The organism is Legionella steelei, assembly GCF_001468005.1.
GTDB classification, from domain to species: Bacteria; Pseudomonadota; Gammaproteobacteria; order Legionellales; family Legionellaceae; genus Legionella; species Legionella steelei.
On record NZ_LNYY01000019.1, the window covers coordinates 1470868 to 1492113 of the forward strand.

The window sequence follows — 21246 nt, forward strand, 5'->3', positions numbered from 1 at the left end:
TTTCCAAATTAAATTAATGTATACAATCTTTCGGCATAAGCCGTGAGCTGACCCGCTTTTTCAAGCATAGTATCCTCAACATACCAACAAACACATAAAATGGCTTGAATAATACACCAGCTTAAGACTCGTTCCCGATTAAATGCGGTCAAATCAATTACCCAATCCAGGTTGCGTGCTAGTTCTTTGGTTTCAAGCGGATCTTCAACTACGCAGAACGGATTTCTTAAAAAAGCACCTATCTCAAACTCCCTTTCGCCAATAATCCCTTTAGGATCGATAGCCAACCATTCTGATTGGTGCTGTAAAATGTTGTAGTGATGCAGATCACCATGCAACAGAACTGGCTCACCTGGATTTGATAAAAGTTCTTTTGCACGACTGATCACAAAATCCCTGAGTTTCTTGCTGACCAATTGTTGTAATGATGCTTGGGTATTAAGTTGCTTCAAACTTCGGAGCCATTCTTCTAACGGAATAAAGAGCTGTGGTTCTGTAACTGGTGACCACAAGCGCTGCATGACACCGACTGCAATGGGGATGGATTGTTTTTCATCCAGAACATCAACTAATCGTGTTCCAGGCAAAAAGCGCTCAATAAGCATCCAACCTTCTTCAGGATTTGCAGCAATTAAGCGAGCGGAACCTCTACCATTAAAATGCTTTAATGCGTGAATTTCTCTCGAAAATTCATCATGGGGAACGCTGACTTTTAATACCCATTCTTCACCTTTTGAACCTAAAACTGGAAGCACGTAGTTGAAACTTAAATGCTCAAACGGGCTCAATAAAGTAAGCCCCTGTATATGAGCAAGGTTTTCAAGAAATTGAGGTAATCTCTGCCACCATTGTTTTCCCACATTACCATGCACTAACGATATAGTATTTTTAAGTTCATTGAGTTGATTAGTGGACATGAGATACTTCCTTTTTTGCGATTAACCATAGCTCATGGGCTTCTTCTTTTGTTAAGCAAGGCATAAATCCTGCCTTTTGATAACAGGCGATTGCACTGTGATTCTTAATATCTGGTGTGACTAGCGCTGTATCAAATTGCTGAAAAACAATATTCTGCACAAATTGCTTTAATGCCACACTGCCAAGCCCTTGTCCCAAAATTGATTTTTCACCAAGATAGAAATCAATAGCTGCACTTTTTTGGAAATCAAAAGCCTTATCAGCAGGTAGGTTAAGAAAATCACAGACATCATAATACTGAATGTATCCTATAGGCTGTTCATCCAGCAGGATAATAAAAGCAAAGATGGATTTTTTCTTTCCATTCTCTATCTTATATTGATTTAAATAGCTGCCGTATTTTCGGGTGATTTTGTCCATTGTCCAAACCACATCACTATCCCACCAGGTTTTAACATGAGGAGTTTCTAACCACTTTAAAAGAAGTGGAAAATCCTGCTCTGATAAGCTGCGAAAAAAAATCGTCATGAACCACCCCAAGAGACACCGCCATCAATGACTAGACAGCTGCCTGTAACATATCTTGAAGCATCATTAGAGGCTAAATAAAGAATCGTACCATCAAGATCAGCAGGAGATCCTACAAACTGTAATGGAATCATTTGAGCCATCTCTTCTTTTGTCTCAACAGTATTTAACTTGTAATTGGTCAAAGGAGTATGAAATAGTCCAGGAGCAATGCAATTGATACGAATATTGACCTTTGATAGTTCTCCCACTAGTGCCTTGGTCATTTGAATAACTGCCGCTTTTGAAACGGCATAACCAGTCAATTCTTCTCGGAGTTTATTAGCCCCATTGACGCTAGATACATTAATAATTGACCCTGCAATAGAGTGTTTTTTCATATGTGCTGCAATAGATTGGGTGACATACCAAGTACCTATCAGATTGGTTTCTACTATGCGCTCAAAATCTTCGTGATCTGATGTTTCAAATAGGGGTGTTAGTTTGGCAATACCTGCATTATTGATACAAATATCAATTCGATGTTGATCTTCTTCAATCTGTTGGAAGGTAGCGCGTACTGACTTCTTGTCTGCAACATCCATAATATAAAATGAGCTATTGGGAATTTGCTTCTTAATAGCGTCTAATGCTTCCTGCCTTCTGGCAATCAAAATCACCTTGACTCCATGCTCAGCTAATACAAAAGCCATACGTTCACCTAAACCACTAGAAGCGCCAGTAATTAAGGCCGTTTTTCCTTTTAAATTATAATACATCAAATGAGTTCTCTATTCTTGAAAGCTCTACCAAAAATCACCGCAGATACTTTCTAATTTCTACAACGACCCCTATTATCTGAGCCTCTTGAGCATCCTTGATACTGACTGTTGCCCATAAGTCACTACATGCTAATAACTGAAAGTGACAACCATCTGCTTCTCCATATCGGCGTAATACCGTCTGTTTTTTCTGAGTTAAATAAACTAAAACATAGTGGCCTGGATTAGGTTGTAAATCTCCATCAATAACTACCATATCTCCTGGATTAAGCTCCGGTTGCATGCTGCTATCGTCCACTGAGGTGGCAAATAAGGTCGAGCTTTTAATCGAGGGATTCAGTGAATCAACCAAAATTGTTTTTTCAAAAATAAAGGGTTCTTGTTGCCCTAAAATTTCTCTGGCATGGGGGGCTTCTTTCATACTCAATATAGGGATATGCCGAAACTTATTTTCAGGATTCTGAATCAAATCACCTTGCGGATTATCCGTTAAGCATAACAAGTAAGAAGCAGACACATTTAACTGATTAGCAAGCAATTTAGCCTCCAATGGCCCAGGGCTTCGTGTTCCTTGCTCCCAATTACTGATTCTTGCAGGAGATAGTTCTATTGTTCTTTCTGCTAATTCTTTAATCGTAATACCCAGTTCTTTACGAGCTTTGGTAATACGATTACCTATTTGTTCTCTAATATCCATTGTGATCCTTCAAAAAAATGAGACATACCCATTGACAAAAACACGTTTCGTTTTATATTATGAATTTATAAAAACATTTTGTGTTTTATAAATTAGTGATACTTATCATATTTAATCATAAATTTATTTAAAAATCACATCCTGTTTTATTTTTTCTTTTTTATTCATTGATAATAGGTCATGCTATGGAATTTTTTATTATCACCCATCAGGAGCTTTCCGCACTCAGTGGTTTACCTTATCTACAACAATTAACTTATCTTCAAGGCATTAAACCCTACGTTGATTACAAAACAGGGTTAGTCGGTATTCGTCGTGGTATTAGTTATCAATCATTGAGTGAAGCACTTTACATAGAACCTCACTCTGGTATTAAAAGCGGTAGTCCAAGTAAAGATCAATTGCGACGTGCTTTGAAAGGGCTTGAGAAGGCTGGATTAATTCAAATTCAGTCTTGGGAAAGGAAGCTTGTTTTACGTTGTTTATTACTGGACAGGCATGATTCTGCTTATAATAAAGCCGCCATAAAAGCACATGACTATAGCGCACCTCAAAAACCACAAAAAAGTCTATTAGATTCAACAAAATCCGATACGAATAGACTAGATCCCGACACAACCCCAAAGGATGAACCCGCCACTCCTCAAGATAATAATAATTATTTTTTTATTTCTTTCTCACAAGCCTTTAATACCTTCTGGGATCTGTACCCTCTGAAAAAAGAAAAAGAAAACGCTTTTGAGGTATTTAAAAAACTAAAGCCCTCTCAGAGCTTAGTCCAGCAAATCATAGCCCGCTTAACCGAACAAATTCAACTTGAGACAAAAAAACGCGCCGAAGGCGTTTGGGTTCCGTCCTGGAAGTATCCAGCAAATTGGTTAACACAGCGATGCTGGGAAACAACATCAACAAACCTTGAAGCCAAGGAGAATGACTATGCAATCCATGAAACAAATCGTAAATACGCATCATCTACAAACAGCATCAGGACTACAGAGTTGCGTGAAAGCCCAAGTTTCAGTGACTCCGAGTTCCAAAACCTCTGGAAATTGCATTGAGCAAGTCAACAAACTGTTTCTGAAATTTTCAACCTTTTATGGACACATATGGCGTAGCCAATTCAAGAATGAAGCTTATTCAAATTTTGCACGTCAAGAATGGTCAAAAGCACTAGAAGGATTCGATGTGCAGTTAATTGATCAAGCAATTGATGAGTGTCTTAAAAACCGCGAAATGCCGCCTGCGCTGGCGCAATTTATTGAGTGTTGCAAGCAACTATCAGCCAGAAAAAAACAGTGTTTTCACAGAGAACCTTATAAACCTTGTGACCCTGTTGTTGCCAACGCACATCTAAAAAAAATAAAAGCAATCTTAAACATGAAATAAAAATAACCGGAGAAAAATAATGTTGGTACTGACAAGAAAAAAAGGTGAGCAAATAGTGATCGATAAAGGACAGATTGAAATACATGTCATTTATCAACGTAGAGGCGTGGTCGCTTTGGGCATTAAAGCTCCAGCTCATATTGATGTTGATAGAAAAGAAATTTTTTTAAGAAAACAAAGCAATCCTCAAAACATCGATATAGAGGAACCAAAATGAAAATAAATGCTCAACTCTCTATAATTGGCGTACTTAGCATGGCAGCCTTTTATTCTATGGCAGCTAATGTTACTCAAGTAAACCGCTACGCGACTGTTGCTAATAAACCATTAGCAGCCCAGATCAATCCACTCATTGCCATTCAACAAGTCCATTTTCCTCAAGAAGTACAAACCATAGGTCAGGCAGTTGAATGGTGGTTGAAGTTTTCAGGGTTTTCTCTGGTATTGAAAGAAAAGCAACCTGTAAGCCTACAAACCGTCATGCACCAAGCCTTACCTCAGATTGATAGAAACCTCGGCCCATTGACTGTTAAAGACGGACTTGAAGTCCTTGTTGGCCAACAGTCCTTTGCCTTGATCGAAGATCCCTTATTAAGGCAGGTAAATTTCAAATTAAAAGCTGGAGTGCGAAATGGGGGTAAATCATGATCAATCGCGCAACAACCTTAAAGTATTTATTGTCAGCAGGTTTAGGTTTGGCGGTTGTCATTGTTGGCATTAACTGTTTTCCAACAAATAAGGTGAATGATTCAGATGTTATTTCACATCGTCTTGATACGTTACAAGCACAGCTTGGTGCTTTGCACGAGGAAGTTAAAAAGCCCGTTGAGACAGTAGATTTAACCGCGATTAACCAGGATTTTCATAAACTGACCTCCTTGATTGAACAGCTCAAAAATCATAACGAAACAGATATTAATCGCCTGATCAATGATAATCGTACTGAATTAACACAAAAGTTGGATGTCTTGCGTGAAATGGTGAGGTCTTTGGATAAAAAGCAGCATCCCATTAAATACCTGCCCATTAACACCTTACCGTTTAAAGTCATCAGTATAGACAGCATTCAGCAAGTCAGTGTGGCTACAGTGGCTTATAACTTTAAGACAGTGCCTTTGGAAAAAAGCGACCAATTAGCTGGCTGGACAGTATTAAGTATTGACTTCGGTCTACAACGCATGGAATTGGAAAATGGTAATAAAGAGCATGTTGTGGTGAAGATGGATGTATTGCAGGGGGAATCTGATGCTTAAGTATTCTGCTTTCCTGATTCCAATATTAGCCTGTCATGCAGTACATGCTGATCTGACTATTCCAGGATTAAATCAACAGCCCTTAAATCACTTTGCCATTGAAGATAAAACATTGGCAAAAACAGGGTTAACGGTTAATGAAGACGAGCTGACCTCAGAGCAAGACATCAATAAAATTACACTGACCGATACCCAATTGCATGAAGCTAAAGTGTGGGGATTAACAGCTGAGGAAGAAAAACGTTATGTCCTGCTCATGCAAAATAAAAGTAAATTCTACTACAAAGGCTTAAGACAAACTCCTATTGATATTCTGGGTATTAACGCCAGAAATGAAACTGAACGCAACCATTTTGCAGAATTAGCAGCAAGACAGGAAGCCCAGAAAGTAGCTAAGAATATTGCCTGGAACAATGCTTTTTACAAGACCTATAACGAGTTGTTTGTTAATGTCCCTGTGGTTGGTGATTTTGACCCATCTCCTTATTCACCCTATGCCCACAAACCGGTGCAATTAAGCCAGGGGGATACACTGTATTTCTTTATCAAAGAACAAGATGCTGTAAAAACCATTTTGCTGATGCTCTTTGATGCCATAGAGCAAACACCAAATGCACGGTTGCATCTGATGTTACTGGACATGAATGATACGACCATCCAAATCTGGGCAAATCAACATCAAATACCACAACATCTTGTAAATGGTGGCCGTATTACCCTTAACCACGGCGAACTAAGCTACCAATCCCTCAAGATCAAAAAGCCACTACCGATGTTGCTACTCTCCCAAAACGGTCATTCCAGTATTGTGGATTTGGGGAGGTTTTAATATGAAAAAGTCTGCCATACTCTTTGGATTGTTGATGATTACCTCCTGCTATGCCTGGCAAGCCATTAACATGGAGCAATTCATTAAAGAAAGCCAAGCTCAGATCACCGAAGAATCTTTAAAACTACAAGAAAAGTTGGATGCAAGACTGCCCGTATCAAGTAAAGCCACTACTGGCAAAGTAGAAAAGCGAACACTCACACTCGTTAAATTCTCAAACCCTGTGTTCATCATTGGGGATGATACGGACTCTTACCAATGGTTGCAAAAAAACGCGAAAAGGCTGGAAGAAGCACAAGCCTTGGGCTTTGTCGCCAACATTAATACCAGTGAACAACTTCAAGCGTTACAACACCTCACCAAAGCGCCTCTATTACCGGCGAACGTTGATGACTTAATGGAGCTTTTTCAAGAAACCCATTACCCGCTCGCTTTCTTTGGGGAAGAATTATGGCAATAAGGACTGCAACGCCCAAACCCTCCAAAAAAACGGTCATGAGTTTTATGCTGCTTGTTTTATTAGGCTGGTTAATCCTTATGGGTTGGGTATCCAGTCTTTGGTGCTGTTTAGGATTTGAAAAAGCGTTTAGTTCAGTTACCACACTTTCTCAAAAACAAACGCAAGCAATTACCGCATTTAACGGAGTGATGGTTGCTAACACTATTAAATCCTGGTTAAAAACCATTCCTACTCAAGGTGTTGCCAGCAAAGCGGCGCAAACAGGCTCCCTGATTAAAAAAGGGCTGGATGAGGTGATGCCTGATGAAACCAACGATTTAAATGAAATAGCACAAGATTTTATCCTAATTGCCAATCAAGTTTGGTTACTGATGGGATTAACTACTCAAGTAATGTTCATCAAACTGGTTATTCTGATTTCGGCTATCCCTCTGTTTTTATTAATGGTCGTGGTTGGACTGGTTGATGGGTTAAATCAACGCGCTATCCGCACCGCATCATTAGGCCGTGAATCATCCTATGTCTTTCACCAACTCAATCGCCACGCCAAGCGAGGCCTTTTACTGTTATTAAGCTTATGGCTTGCGCTGCCCATAAGCATCACGCCTGCCTTTGTTTTTGTACCTGCAAGCCTATTGTTAGGCATCATGGTTTCAATCACCGCAAGTCGATTTAAAAAATATTTGTAGGAGAAAAACATGAAACGATTATTGTTATTACTCATATTAAGTCTGCCAATGGCCTCTCATGCGAGTGACGATGCACTCAACCAAACGCTGGTCAGAATAATTAATCAGATTAATGCCATCATGCCTTTGCTTGATGAAGCAAAAACTGAAATTGAGCCTAATACCCGCATCCAATTGCATATAGAACATTTTGAAGGATCTGATGGAAAGACACACCCAGGCCTTCGTACCGATTTACTATCCATTCGTAATGCGCTGATTGATTACATCAATAAACCAGCCATTGAACCTAAAACCATCAAGCCGTTAGCGTTGGATTTTATAGGAAAGTGACTATGAGCAAAGTAGATATTGCCAAAACTTTTGCTTCCAGTTTTAAACAAGCTGCGGGCGATACATCTGCAAGCGCCTACTCAAGCAGCATCCGATTTGTCGCCATCATGCTAGTCATTATTGGCCTTATTTGGTGCATTAATCAATTCATGGGCAATACAGAAAAAGAACAAGAAGGATTTCTTATCATTCTAGGTTCCCGCTTAATCCGCATTGTTCTTGGGTTTTGTTTATTCATTCTAATTTTAATCGTTAAGGGGAATTAATCATGAAAAAGTCAATTGCAGGTGTCAAAAAATGGGGGCAACGAATGGGTGCAGGACTCATTACTTTAAATTATGCGCCTGCATTGTTTGCCGACAACTGGTTTCCAAAAATCTCTAATGCCGATGACATCAGTGATGGTAATAAAAGCATGATGACAGTTACAGGTAACTATGTTCGCCAAGGCCTGGGATTATTGCTTTTTATTGCTGCTGTCATGAGTTTTATTAAATTCATCACCACCATTCAGCATGGCATTGAAGAATCCAAGAAAAATGATGGTTCTATGGTGGCCTTTGGTACGTTTGCGGTGATGGGGATTACTTATCTTGCCATCAGTATTGTAGCAGGTTATGTCGGCTACAGCATGATTACCAAATTCAAGATTTAGGGGGATTCATGAATCAACCCTCCTCACGTCATCTGTCGTTTGATTATGAAGCCTATAAAGGGCTAAGCCTAAGAGAGCTTTTCTGGATAGTGGTGGTAACAACACCACTAATTAGCATGGGATGTGCTTTGGCAGGACTTTTTATTGGCTATCCGTTGGCCTTCGGATGTATTGGTTTCATTGTTGGTTTTATTGTATCCATTACTTTTTGCCCTAAACGAGCAGCTGCCATTAAAGCGGGTAAACCGCATGGCTATTTAATGAAAAAAACCGTGTTGTTGATGGCAAAGTGGGGGTTAAGACACTCGCCCTACATTCACCATCAAGGTGTCTGGCAAAAATCAAGACTGGTGAGGTAATTTTATGTTTCATTACTGGAAAAAAGTGGACAGTTTAAATCATATCAATCGGTTGTTATTAGCCTTTGTATTCGTACTCATTTTGATTGTATTTGGCCTGATCATTACGCTAGCTAAAATACCCAATCGTTTTGAATTTTGGCTAACACCTTCTATGAGTAGTAATGGTGGATTAGTCAAGGAAAACGCCATACCCAAAGAGTACGTTCAGGGTTTTGTTGCCACACTGCTACCCACCTTAAACACCTGGTCACAAGGTGGTAAAAAAGAATTTGCTACTAATCTTTCAGGCTTTCATTACTACTTCACTCCACGACATCAGGCATTAATGGATAAAACCTTGATAGCTTATAAAGATGCTCAACTTTTTAATCGCATACAAGTAGCAAGTCTTTATCGGTTTATGGAAAACGAAGATGTCAAAGTAATCGCTCATAACACATGGGAAGTTCATCTGGTTTTACGCATTACCCAACGCTTAAAAGACGATAGCCCCATGGTCATTGCAGACAAGATTGTGGACTACCATGTGCGTGTGGTCAAGGTCAATCTCTCACGCTTACAAAATCCTTTTCAACTGGCATTGGATGGTTATACCCAACCAGAAAAACTAATCACCGATTTATTGGCAACCAATAGAAGAGGTACACAACATGACAACAACTAAATGGTTACTCACCATAATTGCCTTAATTAGCTGCCAATACGCGATAGCTCGGGATGCAGAACATGTCTTGTGGGATAAAACACCCATCCCTGTCGAACTATCCTTGAATGAGGAAAGGCTCATCCATTTTCCTCAAGCCATTAGTATTGTAGATAATGAAGCAGCTTCCCAAATCGCGCTTTTGAAAATTCAGGATGCTTTATATCTGAAAGGCAAGGACGTTTTTAAAAACAAAAGGCTCTTGGTGCAGCTCATGCCTCAAGGTGAAGTCATTATCTTAAACTTAAGCGTTAATGATAAAACCCATGATGTAAAACCAATAGAAGTGCTTTTGGAATCAAAAGAAAGTACCAGCTCCCCTCAAGAGGTGGCCAATCCTCTGGATTTAAATGCAGTAACACTGACGCGCTTTGCCATCCAATCCTTGTATGCCCCACAAAGACTGTTGGTGATCCCTGATGGCGTGGGGCGTGTGCCTATGCAAACCCGAAAACAAGTAAGCCTTTTTTACGGTGCCAGTATTGAAGCAAGACCATTGATTTCATGGCATGGAGGAGCTTTTTATGTGACTGCGGTAGAGTTGAAAAATCTGTTGAGCAAGGAAATAGTTATTGATCCTCGCCAAATGATGGGTAACTGGCAAACCGCTACCTTTTACCCAACCAACACTTTATCACCTCGTAGCAAGAAAGAGTCCACCACGGTATTTCTGGTATCAGACAGACCCTTTGGTATAGCTCTTTCTGCAAGTCAGGAGTATGTGCGATGAAAAAGAATACTGGACTTAAAGTATTGACTGGCACGGTGATCGCGGTTGTTGCACTCATTATGATGAACAGCAAACATCATGACCGTGAACCCGAAGTCACTCACCACGATCCCAATAATCTGAATGAAGCTATTGCCAGCCAATTTAATGACAACATCCGTGATGTTGCTGCAAGACTACAGGAAACCGAAAAGAAACTTTCCAGTCTTGAATCGGAAAACAAGCAACTCAGAGGCAAAAAAGAAAATGTGCAGGATTCTTATAATCCTGAGATGATTAAAGAAATAGAACAACTAAAATCCGAATTGGCCAATGTCAAAACCAGTCAGGAATCCCAACAAAACTTTCAATCCTACACCATCAATGAAGAATCGACTCTTACAAAAGAACAAAGAGTTAAGGACATCGATGCTTTATTAATGAAACGTGAAAACAATCCTAATGAACAAGCCTATTGGGAGGGATTAAAGAAAAAAAAGCAAGCATTAACCCAAAAAGTTAAAACAGCGGCTTTAAACAGTAAAGATAAAAAAAGTATTCCCTATTACACCATTCCAGCAGGCTCTGATTTAGGCAGAACTACCTTGTTATCGGCACTGATTGGTGAGGTGCCAGTTGAAGGCAAACTCATGCAGCCTTTATTTCCCTTCTCAGCCATTATTAATCGTGGTGATTTAATGGCTGCTAATGGTATCCCTTTACCTCCCAATATTTCAGGTATGAAAGTTAATGGTTATGCAATCGGTGTTGGTTCTTTTCTAGATAACATCAGCTGTGTTCGAGCCTATGTAACCTCTGCATTGTTTGTTTTTGATGACGGCCATTTTGTGACCATGGGTAAAGAGCAAATGACTGGAACAGCTGAAATGGTCAATAACGAAAGTTTAGGTTATCTCACCACCGCTTTTGGTAATCCCTGCATTAAAGGCCAGTATTTTACTAATGCTCCAAGAGTACTTGCGGCACTTGTGGCTTCCGATGGGATTAAAGGGTTTAGTAATGCACTTTCCCAGTGGCAAATGACCTATACCGCCAATGCCAATGGTGCGACAGGCACACCTACCGGCTCTATGGGCAATTATGCATTGGGTGGTGCGCTTTCCCAGGGAACAGTCAAAGCTGCTGATTGGCTGGAAAAACGCATTCAAGGCAGCTTCGATATGGTTTTTGTTCCAGCATCTCAAGGATACAGACCGACACAGCTTTCATTTCACGTCACACAAACCATCAACCTTGATAAAGAAACCAATGGGAGAGTATTAGATTATGGCCATTTACAACAAACTGCACATGATTTTAGCCTTAGGTAGCGTCTTGGTGCTTAGTGCTTGCGCCTCAAAGACAGTTGGTTCCACGGCTATTCCCGAAGGAGGATTGACTGTTAACCAACTTTATCAGCAAAGCCTTGGCGAAGCCATGCCTGGCTGGTCTGTACCTAAAAGGCAGACCAAGCCGGTTAAATATTCAGGGTATACACGAGATGCGTCCAACGAGATTCAACATTTGTTCAAGCCTTTGGATAACCCACAAGTTCCGATTTATGTGTTTCCTCATGTGGCTGTCATTGGTGATGAGCAATTGTTAAAACCAGGCTATACCACAGCCTTTTTTCTCTACAAACAAAATCAATTTGCACTAGCTTCCGAGCACTATTAAGAGGTAAATAATGAAATTATTCAGCCAAGTAAGTGACTGGCTGTTAGGACAACCCAATAAACCAGTATTAACGCAACAAAACATAAAAAAAAGATTTGAGAATCACAACCCTTCCTTTGCCAATCAATTGTCTATGGTGGATTTCAATGATGAGCTCAATCTCTTTTTACTCAATGATGGAGTCAGCATTGGTTCAGGTTTTGAATTAGCGTCCATTCCAGCGGAGGCCGCCTCTACTGAACATTTACACGCTGTGTTTAACAAAATTCGAGATACTTTTGCTACGGTAGTCCCTTTGCACAAAGAAGATCCCTGGGTGATGCAAATGTATGTCAATGACGAATACAGTTTAAAACCTGTTCTCACTCATATTCAACAAAGCATTGCACCAGACATTGCTGAAACGTCCTTTACTCGTGACTATTTGGCAAGGTTGGATGATCTGTTTTGCAAGATGACAAGACCTGAAGGATTGTTTGTTGATCCCAAAACCGATGCACCTTATCGTGGCAGACGAAGACGAATCAGGGTTTTATTTTATCGCCTCTATCAAAAAACGCAAACCACCAGAGAGCAGTCACTTGCTGAGCATCAGGAAGTCATGGCTCAGATTGAAAGCAAATTACTATCACCTGGTCTTCAACTAAAACAACTAACCGGTAAAGATTATTATCAGTGGTTGGTGCGTTGGTTTGCAGCCAACCCCGAAGAACTATTAGCTCGCTTTCCTTATCCTAAAGACAAAAAACCGGCAGGTTATACCCTAAGCCAGAATGTTTTGTTTCATGAACCACAAAGTGACGAGCAAGGTTTTATGTTCGATGAGATGGTCCATCGTATTCTTTATATTGATGGACTGAAAGAAGCGCCTGAAATTGGTCTTTTATCTCGTGAAAAACCACAAGCCAATCCCAAACATCGGTATTCGCTTTTAGATAAGTTGCCTGAAGGCGCTACCTATACCATTCAGGTTATCTTTGAAAATGATGAAGCCTTAGACGCGCATCTCATGCGTCTTGAAAAAGGCATAGTAGGGACAAGCCTTAAACCCACACAAGTCAGAGAAGACATTAAAGTCGCACGAGATGAATTGTCTATAGGAAACCGTCTCTTTTGGGTTAATCAATCCATTTTTTATCGTGCCAGCACAAAAGACCTGGCAGTACTCATAGAAAAAGAACTAAAAGAATTATTCATTGAAGCCAAAATGCCTTTGATTTCTTCTTGTTTCGACATTCATCCCATTAACAGTTATCTCAATGCCTTACCTTTTAATTTCATCCCACAATATGCTCGCCAATACTTGCGCTTTGACCGATTGATGTATGCATCCGAATTAGCCTCTTTATTGCCTGTGTATGGACGTAATCAAGGGGCAAGGCACCTTCCCTGTTTCACCTTTTTTAATCGTTTGGGAGAACCAGTGCTTTTTGATGTATTGCATCATGATTTTATCAGCCAAAACTCCCACATGGCCTTGTTCGCCAATTCCGGTGGCGGCAAATCAGTGGCTACTGGCTGGATGATTAATTCGCTGATGGCCACTAAAAATGCCCGCATCATTCTATTTGAAATGGGAAATTCTTTTGATCGTATACTTCTACATGCCAAAACACACGGCAAAAAAACCAAGCAGTTATTACTGAGTAATAAAAAAGATGAAGCCGTTCCATTAAATCCATTTTGTGAAGCTTATAAAGCCATTCCTGAAATCACGGACAATCTGAGTGCAGAACAAGCAACCTTAATTGCGCAAAAAATTAGAACAATCAAAGAAAATCTCGAACAGCCAGCCAGCTCAGAAGAGTTGGCCTGTAATGATGGATCTCGCTCGTATCTAGCAGAGCTGGCCTTAGCGTTGCGTACCATGATTACTGAAGCCAATGCACTGGAAGAAGAGCAATTTACTCTGGCCGATGAAACACTGTTAATCGAAGTCTTAAGTGATGCCATCTTAACGTCTGTTAACCATGATATCCCGCAAATGTTAACTGAGCACATTGTAAGTAGCTTTAAACGGCGACTGGATAAAGAAACAGTTCCTCGCAAAAAAGACCGTATTTTGGATATGCACGACCGATTAAACAGTTATGTCATTAACAGCGCCAAATCACGCTTTTTTAATGTTCCAACTGAACCTTTAGGAGATTTTGATATCTTTCATGTTGATATCTCCGCGATTAAAGATGATACCGGGAAGCTCGCTTTAGTGATGGTGTCTTTATTACCAAGAATATTGGCTATGGCAGAAGCCACTCAAAACGACAACAGACCAACCTTTCTTTTTATTGATGAATCTCATTTGCAATTTCAAATTCCTTCAGTGGTGACCGTGTGTTTACTTGTTGCCAAAGTAGCCAGAAAGTTAGGTCTTTGGCTGGTTGCTATTACCCAAAACGTCACCGACATGAATTCGGAAAAAGCCACCAAGATTTTATCGCTAATTGAAACCTGGATTTTATTAGGCCTTGATGAAAAGGAAATTAGCGATGTCAAACGCTTTAAATCATTAACTCCACAACAAGAAGCCTTAATTAGAGATATTGATTCTCAAAAAGGCTTATATGCAGAAGCGGTTTTATTAGGCTCACGTTATCAAGGATTATTTCGTGTCATTCCACCTCGCTACTTGCTTGCTCTTTTAATGACTGAAAAATCAGAAAAAGCACAACGCCATACCCTGGAGAAACAACATGATGTACTTAAAGCCGCTGAACTGCTTGCCGACCTTCTCGAAAATAAAAAACAAAGCAAAAATCATGATGCTTATTTCTATGATGATTAGCTCATCCATCCATGCAAGAGAAAGCATAGAGCCACCTAGTCCTATTAGCAGTTTTGGTATTGCCAACAAGGTATTAGGCAGGATCTTTACCAACAGTCACTACAAGGTAATTGGTTCCTGTACTTGGGCAGTAGGAAAACTTCCGCCTAAGCTGGTAGCTGTTCCTGCAATCGAACAGTTTTTACCTGACTTAATTGTCACAGTGGCCAATCGCCCCGAAACCAATCCATGGATTGAAGCACGTGCACTTTATGAAAATCCGGCAAGCCAAGCCTTGTATCAAAAGACCTATCTACTAGCGACTGGTTCAGCGCTAGGTTTTGGCGATGATGCAGGACAAACCTCGGCCATGCACATCAATGAAGAACGCACACGGGTTGTTGATGTAATTGGCAGCCCCGCAGGTCTTTATCGTTTCCCTTATTTGTCACATAAACCTGAAACACGTTTTGGTTCCCCTTACTACATCAGTGAGGCTGATGCCGTGTCAGACCGCACAGAGCTTGCTGAAATTGCTTATATGGCAACTCATCCTCATCTATTATTCAACCATGACATAGGATCCACAACACAGTCGTGGGGACATGAAATCCCAAGGATTATGCGAGTCACGCAGCCCTCACGCTTTAGAGCATCTGTTGTTGCAGCCCTTCATGCAGCAGACATCGTGACCAATAAAAACAGTCTTCATGTAACCCAGAGCACCAGTAATTCTTGTGGTGCTAATTGCGTGGTAGCCAATGTGATATTTGATGGCCACAACAAAAACATCATCTGGCAGGAAGTGTACCCAAGAAACCGCAACATCAATTTTAATGATGCTAGCGATATGGGTGTAGAGGATGACAAAGCAGGAAATGGAAATTATGTCTTTGTAGTTTGGCGAAAATATCGAGGCTGTATTGCCCATGAAGGGAAATTAGTGCGCGCACTTTCATTCCCCAAAGTGGGACATCCTCAAAAACGATAGGAGTTAATCATGCACAAACTGTCTATGTCTTTACTTGCATTGATGCTATCAAAAATGCTCTTTGCCAGTTCTTTTATGCCTAATGAATCGGATTATTATTACAAGTTGGGTGGCTCATCCAATCTATATGTACCCCCTGTTAATAATGACCAAACCATCACTATTGGTGGTAATGTCGATGGGCGGCTTGGCTTTACCTGTAATGGATTTAATCCTGTAGTATCCATTACCAATACCTTTCAGGATATGAAGTCTTCTGCCATGAATATTCCTGGCGGCATTATTGATAACCTCAAAGGATCTGTTGCAGGCTTCCCACTGTATAAGCTACAACAATCCATGCCTGCGCTTTATAACGTACTGCAAAATACGGCCAGTTACGCGCAGAATGAATTTAGTGTCAAAGTCAAAGATTGCCAGGATGTGAAGAAGACTCTGGAAGAGGGTCAATCACCTATGGAAAGTATGCTTTCGGTGTCTGATAGTCAGGGCTGGCTTGAAGCAGCAAAACGCGCAAAAACAGAAAATGTAGACGTGACGGCAACAGCCAAGAGCATTGCCAAAAAACGTGACGAATATGGACTGCCCTGGATAGGTCGGGAAAGCGGAAATGCTGGTGGAGCATACCAACGGCCTATCAAAGTCATCAACGATGTGGTAATTGCCGGTTACAACATTTTATTGAATCGAAAACCACTTAATAATGAAAAGAAGCCCGATACCAAAACACCCATGACGCATGCTTGGCCAACACCGGATGATGCCAGTCAATGGGCGGTTAAAGTATTAGGTGATATTCATGTAAGCACCGCTACAGATACAGATAAAACCAAACACGATGCCAAGGCTGGCATTGGGTTATCCGCGTTATTACAAAATTGTGACAGCTCCAACACCTGTACTGCCAATGTGTCTAAAGCACTGTGGAATCTAGTAGACAAGCAATGGCCGTTGACTGAAGAAAAACTCAAAATGGTTAGTGCATCCAACTTGATGATTACAGATGAAATCATCATCACCATACAACGTATGCCACGTGAAGAACAAATCTTGACTGTCTCCAAATTGGCCGAGGAAATTGCTGTACAAAACATGCTCGATAAGGCCTTGATGATGCGCCGTATTTTACAAGCTGGTCTTCAAGTACAAGAAGTACAAAACTTAAAGCCCGCGCTTGATATGGTGAAATTTGCCTTAAAGAAACTCGATGATGACATTCATTCTTTAGCTTTTGAAAGCGAAGTTCGTAAAAAAATGATGACTGAAACCTTAGGTCTTTTGATGGATATGCGAAGTAGCGATATAGCCAAGGGCTTGCCTGGTGATGATCATGAACAATCGCAAGTTAAAAATGGCGCAGTCTATGCGAAACCTGATTTCAAAGGAGCATAAGATGGTCGTATTTAGCCCGTTATCCTTGTACACCACCTATTTAGGCTGGCAACAATATGAGGTTATTTTTAATGCCCTGTGGCAAACGGGTTTGTTATACCTTGGTTTTCTTATGGTAGGGTATCGATTCTTAAAAAATGTGCTGGCACCTTCTGGTGCTACACATCACGCGGCAGAATATGCCTTGAATCATTTTCTTTATGAATTGGCAATTACTTTTTTGATTTGCGGCATGTTTATCTACCCCTGTGTGCCATTGGAAGAAAAAGCCATGAGTTTTAAGCCGATGTGCGGTATAAAAAAAGGAACAGATGCAAAAACCTCTACATTAAAAGATACAGGTACTACTTATGATGAAGCATTTGCAGACGTACTGACACCCAATGTCAAAATGCCTATTGGTTTTGCACTCTTGCAAAATTACATGTCAGGGATTACCTACGGCTTGATGAAAGTGACCGGTTGCACCGACAGCTTACAAGCGATTGAAGGCGATTTAATATCCACCTATTTACCTGCTGATGTACGTGAACAAGCATTGAATTTTCACAGACAATGCTTCCTTGAGGCCCGAAGCCAATACCACAATGAACCGCACGATAAAACCAAAGTCAATGACATTTTAAAAAAATACGGTGGTGAGGAAGATTTAAAATGGGTGGGTTCCAAAGTCTATCAAACACTATACTATGATAAAATTTACGCAAGACAACCCGTACCTGGCTTTACCTTTAACGAAGCCCCGAACAAAAATCTCGAAAAAGCAGCAGAACGTGGTGATATTGATGCCAAACATCTGCCAGAGCAAGGTTATCCCACCTGCAATCAATGGTGGAAAAAGCTCAAAACAGATTTGGTGCAAGTAGCCAATAACGCCAGTGTCTTTGACAGTCACCTGAATTACTACGCGGTTTTAGACCGGGTACGCACGTTCAAAAATAACCATCCTAAAGCTTGGGGTTCGCAGTTAAGCTCAGAAGACTACATTGCCAAGATGTTGCTTAATGACAGTCGTGACATGCAGGCTAACAGTATGAAAAACCTAATGGGAAATACCAATGGGGCTTTTGGTGGTGCCATTTCACATGGGTTAGTAAATATTGGGCAACTAACAAAATCATGGACATCAACGCCGTTAAAGCGTGAGGCCATTATGCAAACACTACCTGTCATGCAGGCCTTTTTGTATTTCTTCCTGATTATCTTGACTCCTGTGATTTTGGCTTTAAGTGGTTATAACCCTAAGGCGTTAGGCAGTATTTGCGGTCTGTTTATAATGGCGATTTTCCTGCAATACCTGTGGCAACTGGTGGGTTTTGTCGAGCGCAGTGTGCTTGATCCTTTAGGACAAAACGATGCCATTGCAGCCATGCGCAATATGGCGGTTTTATTCTATTTTATTGCACCCATGTTGCTATTAAAACTGTCTAGTCATTTTGGTGGGGAAGCAGGGGCAGCACTTGGTGCATTGGTTAATGACGCAGCGCAGCACAGTAACAAAGTTGCCAACTCAGGTGTGGATACCATCAAGCAAGGGGCAAAAATAGCCAGCATGGGGAAAGTAAAATGAAGCTAGTCTCCATGAATATGTCTGGCGTATTCAGAGCCACTGATTGCACCATCTTCATAAAGTTCGGTTGCCTTCCCCGCAACATAGTGTGGTTTATCTTTTTCATCGGAAGCAAAGACAACAATCGCTTGCAAAGCAAGAAGACTTATCTTGCCAAATATTTTCAATCCCTTCAAAACCACCGACTTTTTGTGGTTGTTCTTCCTAATCATAAGGAGTTTTTTCCGTGTTAAATAAACGATTCTATAAGTCCATTATAGGCATAAGCAAATTCATTCTGCCAGTAGTATTGCTTTTGTTATTAGCACCTCAATTGATGCGATTCAGTACTGAATTTAGCAGCATGAATGACTTTTTCAAAACCCATCAAATAGGTTTTTTACTCTGTCATGTGCTGTTTTATCTAGCTCTGTATTGGGCTTGGCCAAAACTGATTGCAAGCATGGTAAACCGACGCCCACATGAACTTGATGAGGTTCAAATTAAATTGGCTTTGCAAGCAAAATACTACCTGCTTGCGGCGCTAATCTTTTTTGAATTACTGGTTTGGTGGAGATAAATCATGAGCCAATATCCCGTTGAAAACCTTTTGCGTGAACCCACTGAATTCTATACCTTTCTGACCTGCACTTCACTGGCATGGCTGACTGTCGCCAAACCACACCTGTTTTTACTCACTCAAGACATGGGAGTCTATGCAGCACTTAGCCTTATGACATTGGGTCTAGTTAGAGGATACCAGGCCTTCCGCATCAAGCATTATCACCGCAGACTTATTGCTATGCCTTATTATGCTTTGTCCACCACGGAAGTGCCATTATCCAAGAAATGGTTGTTTCTTGGGAAAGGGTTTCGTTGGTTGCCTCATCATACGCAGCGATTACATCAAATTAAACAAATTAGAAATGAATTATTTATGCAACGAAATACGTGCTATCGCAAAGTACGTGATTATTGCAAAAACCACGAAAGTTCATTATTGACCCAACTGTTTAATACCCCATCAAGATTCAATCCATTCAAACCTGATCCACCTGTAGGTGGCAGCTCATACCTACATGGGTTAGGTGAAAAAGATAGTTCTGTCTATATCCCGCAAGAAGTTCGAGTTGGTCATACTTTTGTAGTGGGCACAACCCGAGTTGGCAAAACACGTCTAGCAAGCATCCTAATCAATCAGGATATTAGAAATGGTGATGCAGTGATTGTCGTTGACCCCAAAGGAGATTTAGATTTAGTTCGTGATATGTACTCAGCCTGCAAGGCTAGTGGCAAATTACATGATTTTAGAGTGGTGCATTTAGGTTTTCCCGAATTGTCTGCTCACTACAATCCGCTCAAAAACTATGATCAAGTCAGTGAGGTTGCTACACGTGTTACCGATGCCATTCAAGCTGAGGGCGAAGGAAAACAGTTTGCAGCCTTTGCCTGGAAATACGTGAACATTGTAGCGATCTGCCTTGAAGAAATGAAACAACTTATTTCTTATACTTCTATAGGATTTTACATCAATCGATTGGATCAACTACTAATGACCTACTCTGATGCCATACTCCCCACACATGATTCAAATTATCATGAAAAAATAGAAGAAATCATCGCTAATAATGATTGCCGTGTAGATAAATACGGCAATACACCACCGCCTATGAGCCGCTCAAAAGCGGTGGTGAAATATTTACAAGAGCATATCAGTAAAACCATCACTTCAGGCAACGTTGAAAGCCTTCATGATCAAGTACTCATTGATCTGTTTGATGCAGCCATCATGGATAAAAATTATTACGATAAAATCACGGCCAGTGTTGGCCCTGTATTATCAGAGATTAATAAGAGTAATGCCTCAAGGATCTTTTCATTTCATAAAAGCAATTGTGAAATCGAGTTGATGAGTGCAATAAAAAACAAACAAGTCATCTATATCGGGCTGGATAGCTTAACAAACCCTAATATCGCCCAAGCAGTCGGTAAAGCCTTTTTGTCAGATTTAGTATCCACTGCTGGAAAAATATATAAGGAAAGTAACGCAAATTACCGTCTCAATCTCCATTGCGATGAACTTTCAGAAATTATCCAAGACTCGTTTGTCAAAATTTTAAATAAAGCAGGTGGGGCTGGTTTTCAGGTCACCGCTTATGCTCAGACCAAACAAGATATGGAGGTGGCACTAGGCTCAAAAGCGAAAGCAGAAGTGACTGAAGGAAATCTAAACACCCTCATCATGTTACGTGTAAAAAATGAAGAAACAGCCAATTTATTAGTTAAAGTGTTACCAAAAATTGGAGTGGTCGAGCACACTCAAGTCTCCATGGTCAACGACACACCTCATGGCGAAGATGGCGTTTATTTTAACACCACCAATGAAGATCGAGTACAAACTACCGCAGTACCTATGATTGATGTGAATGACATTATCTCATTGCCCAAAGGACAGGCCTTTGTTTTAGTGAATGGCGGAGAGCTGTACAAAGTAAGAATACCCTTACCTGTAAACGATGGATTAGCCCCCAAGGATATCAAAAGCGCTATTCGTGCAATTAACCAATTGGATGATAACCTTGGAGATTAA

27 protein-coding genes are annotated in these 21246 nt (G+C 40.6%); 22 read left to right on the forward strand and 5 right to left on the reverse strand.

All coding sequences use genetic code 11. The features are described 5' to 3' along the window. Positions 1–8 precede the first annotated feature (8 nt). From Lste_RS10730 to Lste_RS10745, 4 genes are read right to left on the reverse strand one after another with little or no spacing between them, the layout of a single operon-like run. Positions 9–917, reverse strand: a complete 909-nt coding sequence (locus Lste_RS10730) for an aminoglycoside phosphotransferase family protein (RefSeq protein ID WP_019349552.1) — start codon at positions 915–917, stop codon at positions 9–11. Further along, positions 907–1446, reverse strand: coding sequence for a GNAT family N-acetyltransferase (locus Lste_RS10735; protein WP_019349551.1), 540 nt, complete (start codon positions 1444–1446; stop codon positions 907–909). The genes Lste_RS10730 and Lste_RS10735 overlap by 11 nt, the downstream gene beginning before the upstream one ends. Next, the gene (locus Lste_RS10740) at positions 1443–2204 is read right to left on the reverse strand and encodes an SDR family NAD(P)-dependent oxidoreductase (RefSeq protein ID WP_019349550.1); all 762 of its coding nucleotides are present in this window, start codon (positions 2202–2204) and stop codon (positions 1443–1445) included. The genes Lste_RS10735 and Lste_RS10740 overlap by 4 nt, the downstream gene beginning before the upstream one ends. 37 nt (positions 2205–2241) lie before the next feature. Beyond that, on the reverse strand, positions 2242–2904 hold the full coding sequence (locus tag Lste_RS10745; RefSeq protein WP_019349549.1) for a LexA family transcriptional regulator: 663 nt from the start codon (positions 2902–2904) through the stop codon (positions 2242–2244). A gap of 185 nt (positions 2905–3089) precedes the next feature. On the opposite strand from Lste_RS10745, the gene Lste_RS10750 reads away from it, so the two are divergent. The 20 genes from Lste_RS10750 (at position 3090) to Lste_RS10845 (ending at position 18677) form a co-directional block, all read left to right on the forward strand. After that, positions 3090–3962: a hypothetical protein gene (locus Lste_RS10750; protein ID WP_019349548.1), complete on the forward strand. Its 873-nt coding sequence runs from the start codon at positions 3090–3092 to the stop codon at positions 3960–3962. 127 nt (positions 3963–4089) lie between these two features. Next, positions 4090–4290, forward strand: coding sequence for a hypothetical protein (locus Lste_RS19605; protein ID WP_231294590.1), 201 nt, complete (start codon positions 4090–4092; stop codon positions 4288–4290). A 19-nt stretch (positions 4291–4309) separates the two neighbouring features. Further along, entirely contained in the window at positions 4310–4507 is a 198-nt protein-coding gene (locus tag Lste_RS10760; RefSeq protein ID WP_019349546.1) for a carbon storage regulator, read from the forward strand. Beyond that, entirely contained in the window at positions 4504–4938 is a 435-nt protein-coding gene (gene pilL2 / locus Lste_RS10765) for a PFGI-1 class ICE element type IV pilus protein PilL2 (protein ID WP_019349545.1), read from the forward strand. Before Lste_RS10760 ends, pilL2 begins: the two co-directional genes overlap by 4 nt. Then, positions 4935–5543: a hypothetical protein gene (locus Lste_RS10770; protein WP_019349544.1), complete on the forward strand. Its 609-nt coding sequence runs from the start codon at positions 4935–4937 to the stop codon at positions 5541–5543. The genes pilL2 and Lste_RS10770 overlap by 4 nt, the downstream gene beginning before the upstream one ends. Further along, complete coding sequence (locus Lste_RS10775) at positions 5536–6372, forward strand: TIGR03759 family integrating conjugative element protein (RefSeq protein ID WP_019349543.1); 837 nt, start codon at positions 5536–5538, stop codon at positions 6370–6372. The genes Lste_RS10770 and Lste_RS10775 overlap by 8 nt, the downstream gene beginning before the upstream one ends. A gap of 1 nt (position 6373) precedes the next feature. After that, a complete protein-coding gene (locus tag Lste_RS10780) occupies positions 6374–6832 on the forward strand; it encodes an integrating conjugative element protein (RefSeq protein WP_019349542.1) in 459 nt (152 codons plus the stop codon). Further along, positions 6823–7521 carry a TIGR03747 family integrating conjugative element membrane protein gene (locus tag Lste_RS10785; protein ID WP_019349541.1) on the forward strand — a complete coding sequence of 233 codons (699 nt, stop codon included), beginning with the start codon at positions 6823–6825 and terminating at the stop codon, positions 7519–7521. Before Lste_RS10780 ends, Lste_RS10785 begins: the two co-directional genes overlap by 10 nt. A 9-nt stretch (positions 7522–7530) precedes the next feature. Then, positions 7531–7854 (forward strand): hypothetical protein, encoded by a 324-nt coding sequence (locus tag Lste_RS10790; protein WP_019349540.1) that lies wholly within the window; start codon positions 7531–7533, stop codon positions 7852–7854. A gap of 2 nt (positions 7855–7856) precedes the next feature. After that, positions 7857–8120: a hypothetical protein gene (locus Lste_RS10795; RefSeq protein WP_019349539.1), complete on the forward strand. Its 264-nt coding sequence runs from the start codon at positions 7857–7859 to the stop codon at positions 8118–8120. Between the two features lie 2 nt (positions 8121–8122). Beyond that, positions 8123–8509, forward strand: coding sequence for a hypothetical protein (locus Lste_RS10800; RefSeq protein WP_019349538.1), 387 nt, complete (start codon positions 8123–8125; stop codon positions 8507–8509). Positions 8510–8517: 8 nt separating this feature from the next. Beyond that, complete coding sequence (locus tag Lste_RS10805; protein WP_011947241.1) at positions 8518–8868, forward strand: TIGR03750 family conjugal transfer protein; 351 nt, start codon at positions 8518–8520, stop codon at positions 8866–8868. A 4-nt stretch (positions 8869–8872) separates the two neighbouring features. Continuing rightward, positions 8873–9535, forward strand: a complete 663-nt coding sequence (locus Lste_RS10810) for a DUF2895 family protein (protein WP_019349537.1) — start codon at positions 8873–8875, stop codon at positions 9533–9535. Further along, on the forward strand, positions 9522–10304 hold the full coding sequence (locus tag Lste_RS10815) for a TIGR03749 family integrating conjugative element protein (protein WP_019349536.1): 783 nt from the start codon (positions 9522–9524) through the stop codon (positions 10302–10304). The genes Lste_RS10810 and Lste_RS10815 overlap by 14 nt, the downstream gene beginning before the upstream one ends. Beyond that, entirely contained in the window at positions 10301–11614 is a 1314-nt protein-coding gene (locus Lste_RS10820) for a TIGR03752 family integrating conjugative element protein (protein WP_019349535.1), read from the forward strand. The genes Lste_RS10815 and Lste_RS10820 overlap by 4 nt, the downstream gene beginning before the upstream one ends. Next, entirely contained in the window at positions 11571–11960 is a 390-nt protein-coding gene (locus Lste_RS10825; RefSeq protein ID WP_019349534.1) for a TIGR03751 family conjugal transfer lipoprotein, read from the forward strand. Before Lste_RS10820 ends, Lste_RS10825 begins: the two co-directional genes overlap by 44 nt. 10 nt (positions 11961–11970) lie before the next feature. Next, positions 11971–14745, forward strand: coding sequence for a conjugative transfer ATPase (locus Lste_RS10830; protein WP_019349533.1), 2775 nt, complete (start codon positions 11971–11973; stop codon positions 14743–14745). After that, the gene (locus Lste_RS10835) at positions 14720–15715 is read left to right on the forward strand and encodes a TIGR03756 family integrating conjugative element protein (protein WP_019349532.1); all 996 of its coding nucleotides are present in this window, start codon (positions 14720–14722) and stop codon (positions 15713–15715) included. Before Lste_RS10830 ends, Lste_RS10835 begins: the two co-directional genes overlap by 26 nt. 9 nt (positions 15716–15724) lie before the next feature. Continuing rightward, a complete protein-coding gene (locus Lste_RS10840) occupies positions 15725–17107 on the forward strand; it encodes an integrating conjugative element protein (protein ID WP_019349531.1) in 1383 nt (460 codons plus the stop codon). Position 17108: 1 nt separating this feature from the next. Next, positions 17109–18677, forward strand: a complete 1569-nt coding sequence (locus Lste_RS10845) for a conjugal transfer protein TraG N-terminal domain-containing protein (RefSeq protein ID WP_019349530.1) — start codon at positions 17109–17111, stop codon at positions 18675–18677. Positions 18678–18679: 2 nt separating this feature from the next. Here Lste_RS10845 and Lste_RS10850 read toward each other — a convergent pair whose 3' ends face one another. After that, on the reverse strand, positions 18680–18889 hold the full coding sequence (locus Lste_RS10850; protein WP_019349529.1) for a hypothetical protein: 210 nt from the start codon (positions 18887–18889) through the stop codon (positions 18680–18682). A 14-nt stretch (positions 18890–18903) separates the two neighbouring features. Here Lste_RS10850 and Lste_RS10855 point away from each other — a divergent pair, with 14 nt between their 5' ends. Next, positions 18904–19236 carry a hypothetical protein gene (locus Lste_RS10855; RefSeq protein WP_019349528.1) on the forward strand — a complete coding sequence of 111 codons (333 nt, stop codon included), beginning with the start codon at positions 18904–18906 and terminating at the stop codon, positions 19234–19236. Positions 19237–19239: 3 nt separating this feature from the next. Beyond that, on the forward strand, positions 19240–21246 hold the full coding sequence (traD, locus tag Lste_RS10860; RefSeq protein WP_019349527.1) for a type IV conjugative transfer system coupling protein TraD: 2007 nt from the start codon (positions 19240–19242) through the stop codon (positions 21244–21246).

What these genes read in the sequence shown, in the direction of transcription:
- Lste_RS10740 (WP_019349550.1), bottom strand. Translation starts at nt 2,204, where the DNA reads ATGTATTATAATTTAAAAGGAAAAACGGCCTTAATTACTGGCGCTTCT.
- Lste_RS10800 (WP_019349538.1), top strand. Translation starts at nt 8,123, where the DNA reads ATGAAAAAGTCAATTGCAGGTGTCAAAAAATGGGGGCAACGAATGGGT.
- Lste_RS10830 (WP_019349533.1), top strand. Translation starts at nt 11,971, where the DNA reads ATGAAATTATTCAGCCAAGTAAGTGACTGGCTGTTAGGACAACCCAAT.
- Lste_RS10815 (WP_019349536.1), top strand. Translation starts at nt 9,522, where the DNA reads ATGACAACAACTAAATGGTTACTCACCATAATTGCCTTAATTAGCTGC.
- Lste_RS10835 (WP_019349532.1), top strand. Translation starts at nt 14,720, where the DNA reads ATGATGCTTATTTCTATGATGATTAGCTCATCCATCCATGCAAGAGAA.
- pilL2 (WP_019349545.1), top strand. Translation starts at nt 4,504, where the DNA reads ATGAAAATAAATGCTCAACTCTCTATAATTGGCGTACTTAGCATGGCA.
- Lste_RS10735 (WP_019349551.1), bottom strand. Translation starts at nt 1,446, where the DNA reads ATGACGATTTTTTTTCGCAGCTTATCAGAGCAGGATTTTCCACTTCTT.
- Lste_RS10730 (WP_019349552.1), bottom strand. Translation starts at nt 917, where the DNA reads ATGTCCACTAATCAACTCAATGAACTTAAAAATACTATATCGTTAGTG.
- Lste_RS10850 (WP_019349529.1), bottom strand. Translation starts at nt 18,889, where the DNA reads ATGATTAGGAAGAACAACCACAAAAAGTCGGTGGTTTTGAAGGGATTG.
- Lste_RS10825 (WP_019349534.1), top strand. Translation starts at nt 11,571, where the DNA reads ATGGCCATTTACAACAAACTGCACATGATTTTAGCCTTAGGTAGCGTC.
- Lste_RS10750 (WP_019349548.1), top strand. Translation starts at nt 3,090, where the DNA reads ATGGAATTTTTTATTATCACCCATCAGGAGCTTTCCGCACTCAGTGGT.
- Lste_RS10820 (WP_019349535.1), top strand. Translation starts at nt 10,301, where the DNA reads ATGAAAAAGAATACTGGACTTAAAGTATTGACTGGCACGGTGATCGCG.
- Lste_RS10840 (WP_019349531.1), top strand. Translation starts at nt 15,725, where the DNA reads ATGCACAAACTGTCTATGTCTTTACTTGCATTGATGCTATCAAAAATG.
- Lste_RS10770 (WP_019349544.1), top strand. Translation starts at nt 4,935, where the DNA reads ATGATCAATCGCGCAACAACCTTAAAGTATTTATTGTCAGCAGGTTTA.
- Lste_RS10785 (WP_019349541.1), top strand. Translation starts at nt 6,823, where the DNA reads ATGGCAATAAGGACTGCAACGCCCAAACCCTCCAAAAAAACGGTCATG.
- Lste_RS10780 (WP_019349542.1), top strand. Translation starts at nt 6,374, where the DNA reads ATGAAAAAGTCTGCCATACTCTTTGGATTGTTGATGATTACCTCCTGC.
- Lste_RS10795 (WP_019349539.1), top strand. Translation starts at nt 7,857, where the DNA reads ATGAGCAAAGTAGATATTGCCAAAACTTTTGCTTCCAGTTTTAAACAA.
- traD (WP_019349527.1), top strand. Translation starts at nt 19,240, where the DNA reads ATGAGCCAATATCCCGTTGAAAACCTTTTGCGTGAACCCACTGAATTC.
- Lste_RS10790 (WP_019349540.1), top strand. Translation starts at nt 7,531, where the DNA reads ATGAAACGATTATTGTTATTACTCATATTAAGTCTGCCAATGGCCTCT.
- Lste_RS10810 (WP_019349537.1), top strand. Translation starts at nt 8,873, where the DNA reads ATGTTTCATTACTGGAAAAAAGTGGACAGTTTAAATCATATCAATCGG.
- Lste_RS10805 (WP_011947241.1), top strand. Translation starts at nt 8,518, where the DNA reads ATGAATCAACCCTCCTCACGTCATCTGTCGTTTGATTATGAAGCCTAT.
- Lste_RS10745 (WP_019349549.1), bottom strand. Translation starts at nt 2,904, where the DNA reads ATGGATATTAGAGAACAAATAGGTAATCGTATTACCAAAGCTCGTAAA.
- Lste_RS10760 (WP_019349546.1), top strand. Translation starts at nt 4,310, where the DNA reads ATGTTGGTACTGACAAGAAAAAAAGGTGAGCAAATAGTGATCGATAAA.
- Lste_RS10845 (WP_019349530.1), top strand. Translation starts at nt 17,109, where the DNA reads ATGGTCGTATTTAGCCCGTTATCCTTGTACACCACCTATTTAGGCTGG.
- Lste_RS10775 (WP_019349543.1), top strand. Translation starts at nt 5,536, where the DNA reads ATGCTTAAGTATTCTGCTTTCCTGATTCCAATATTAGCCTGTCATGCA.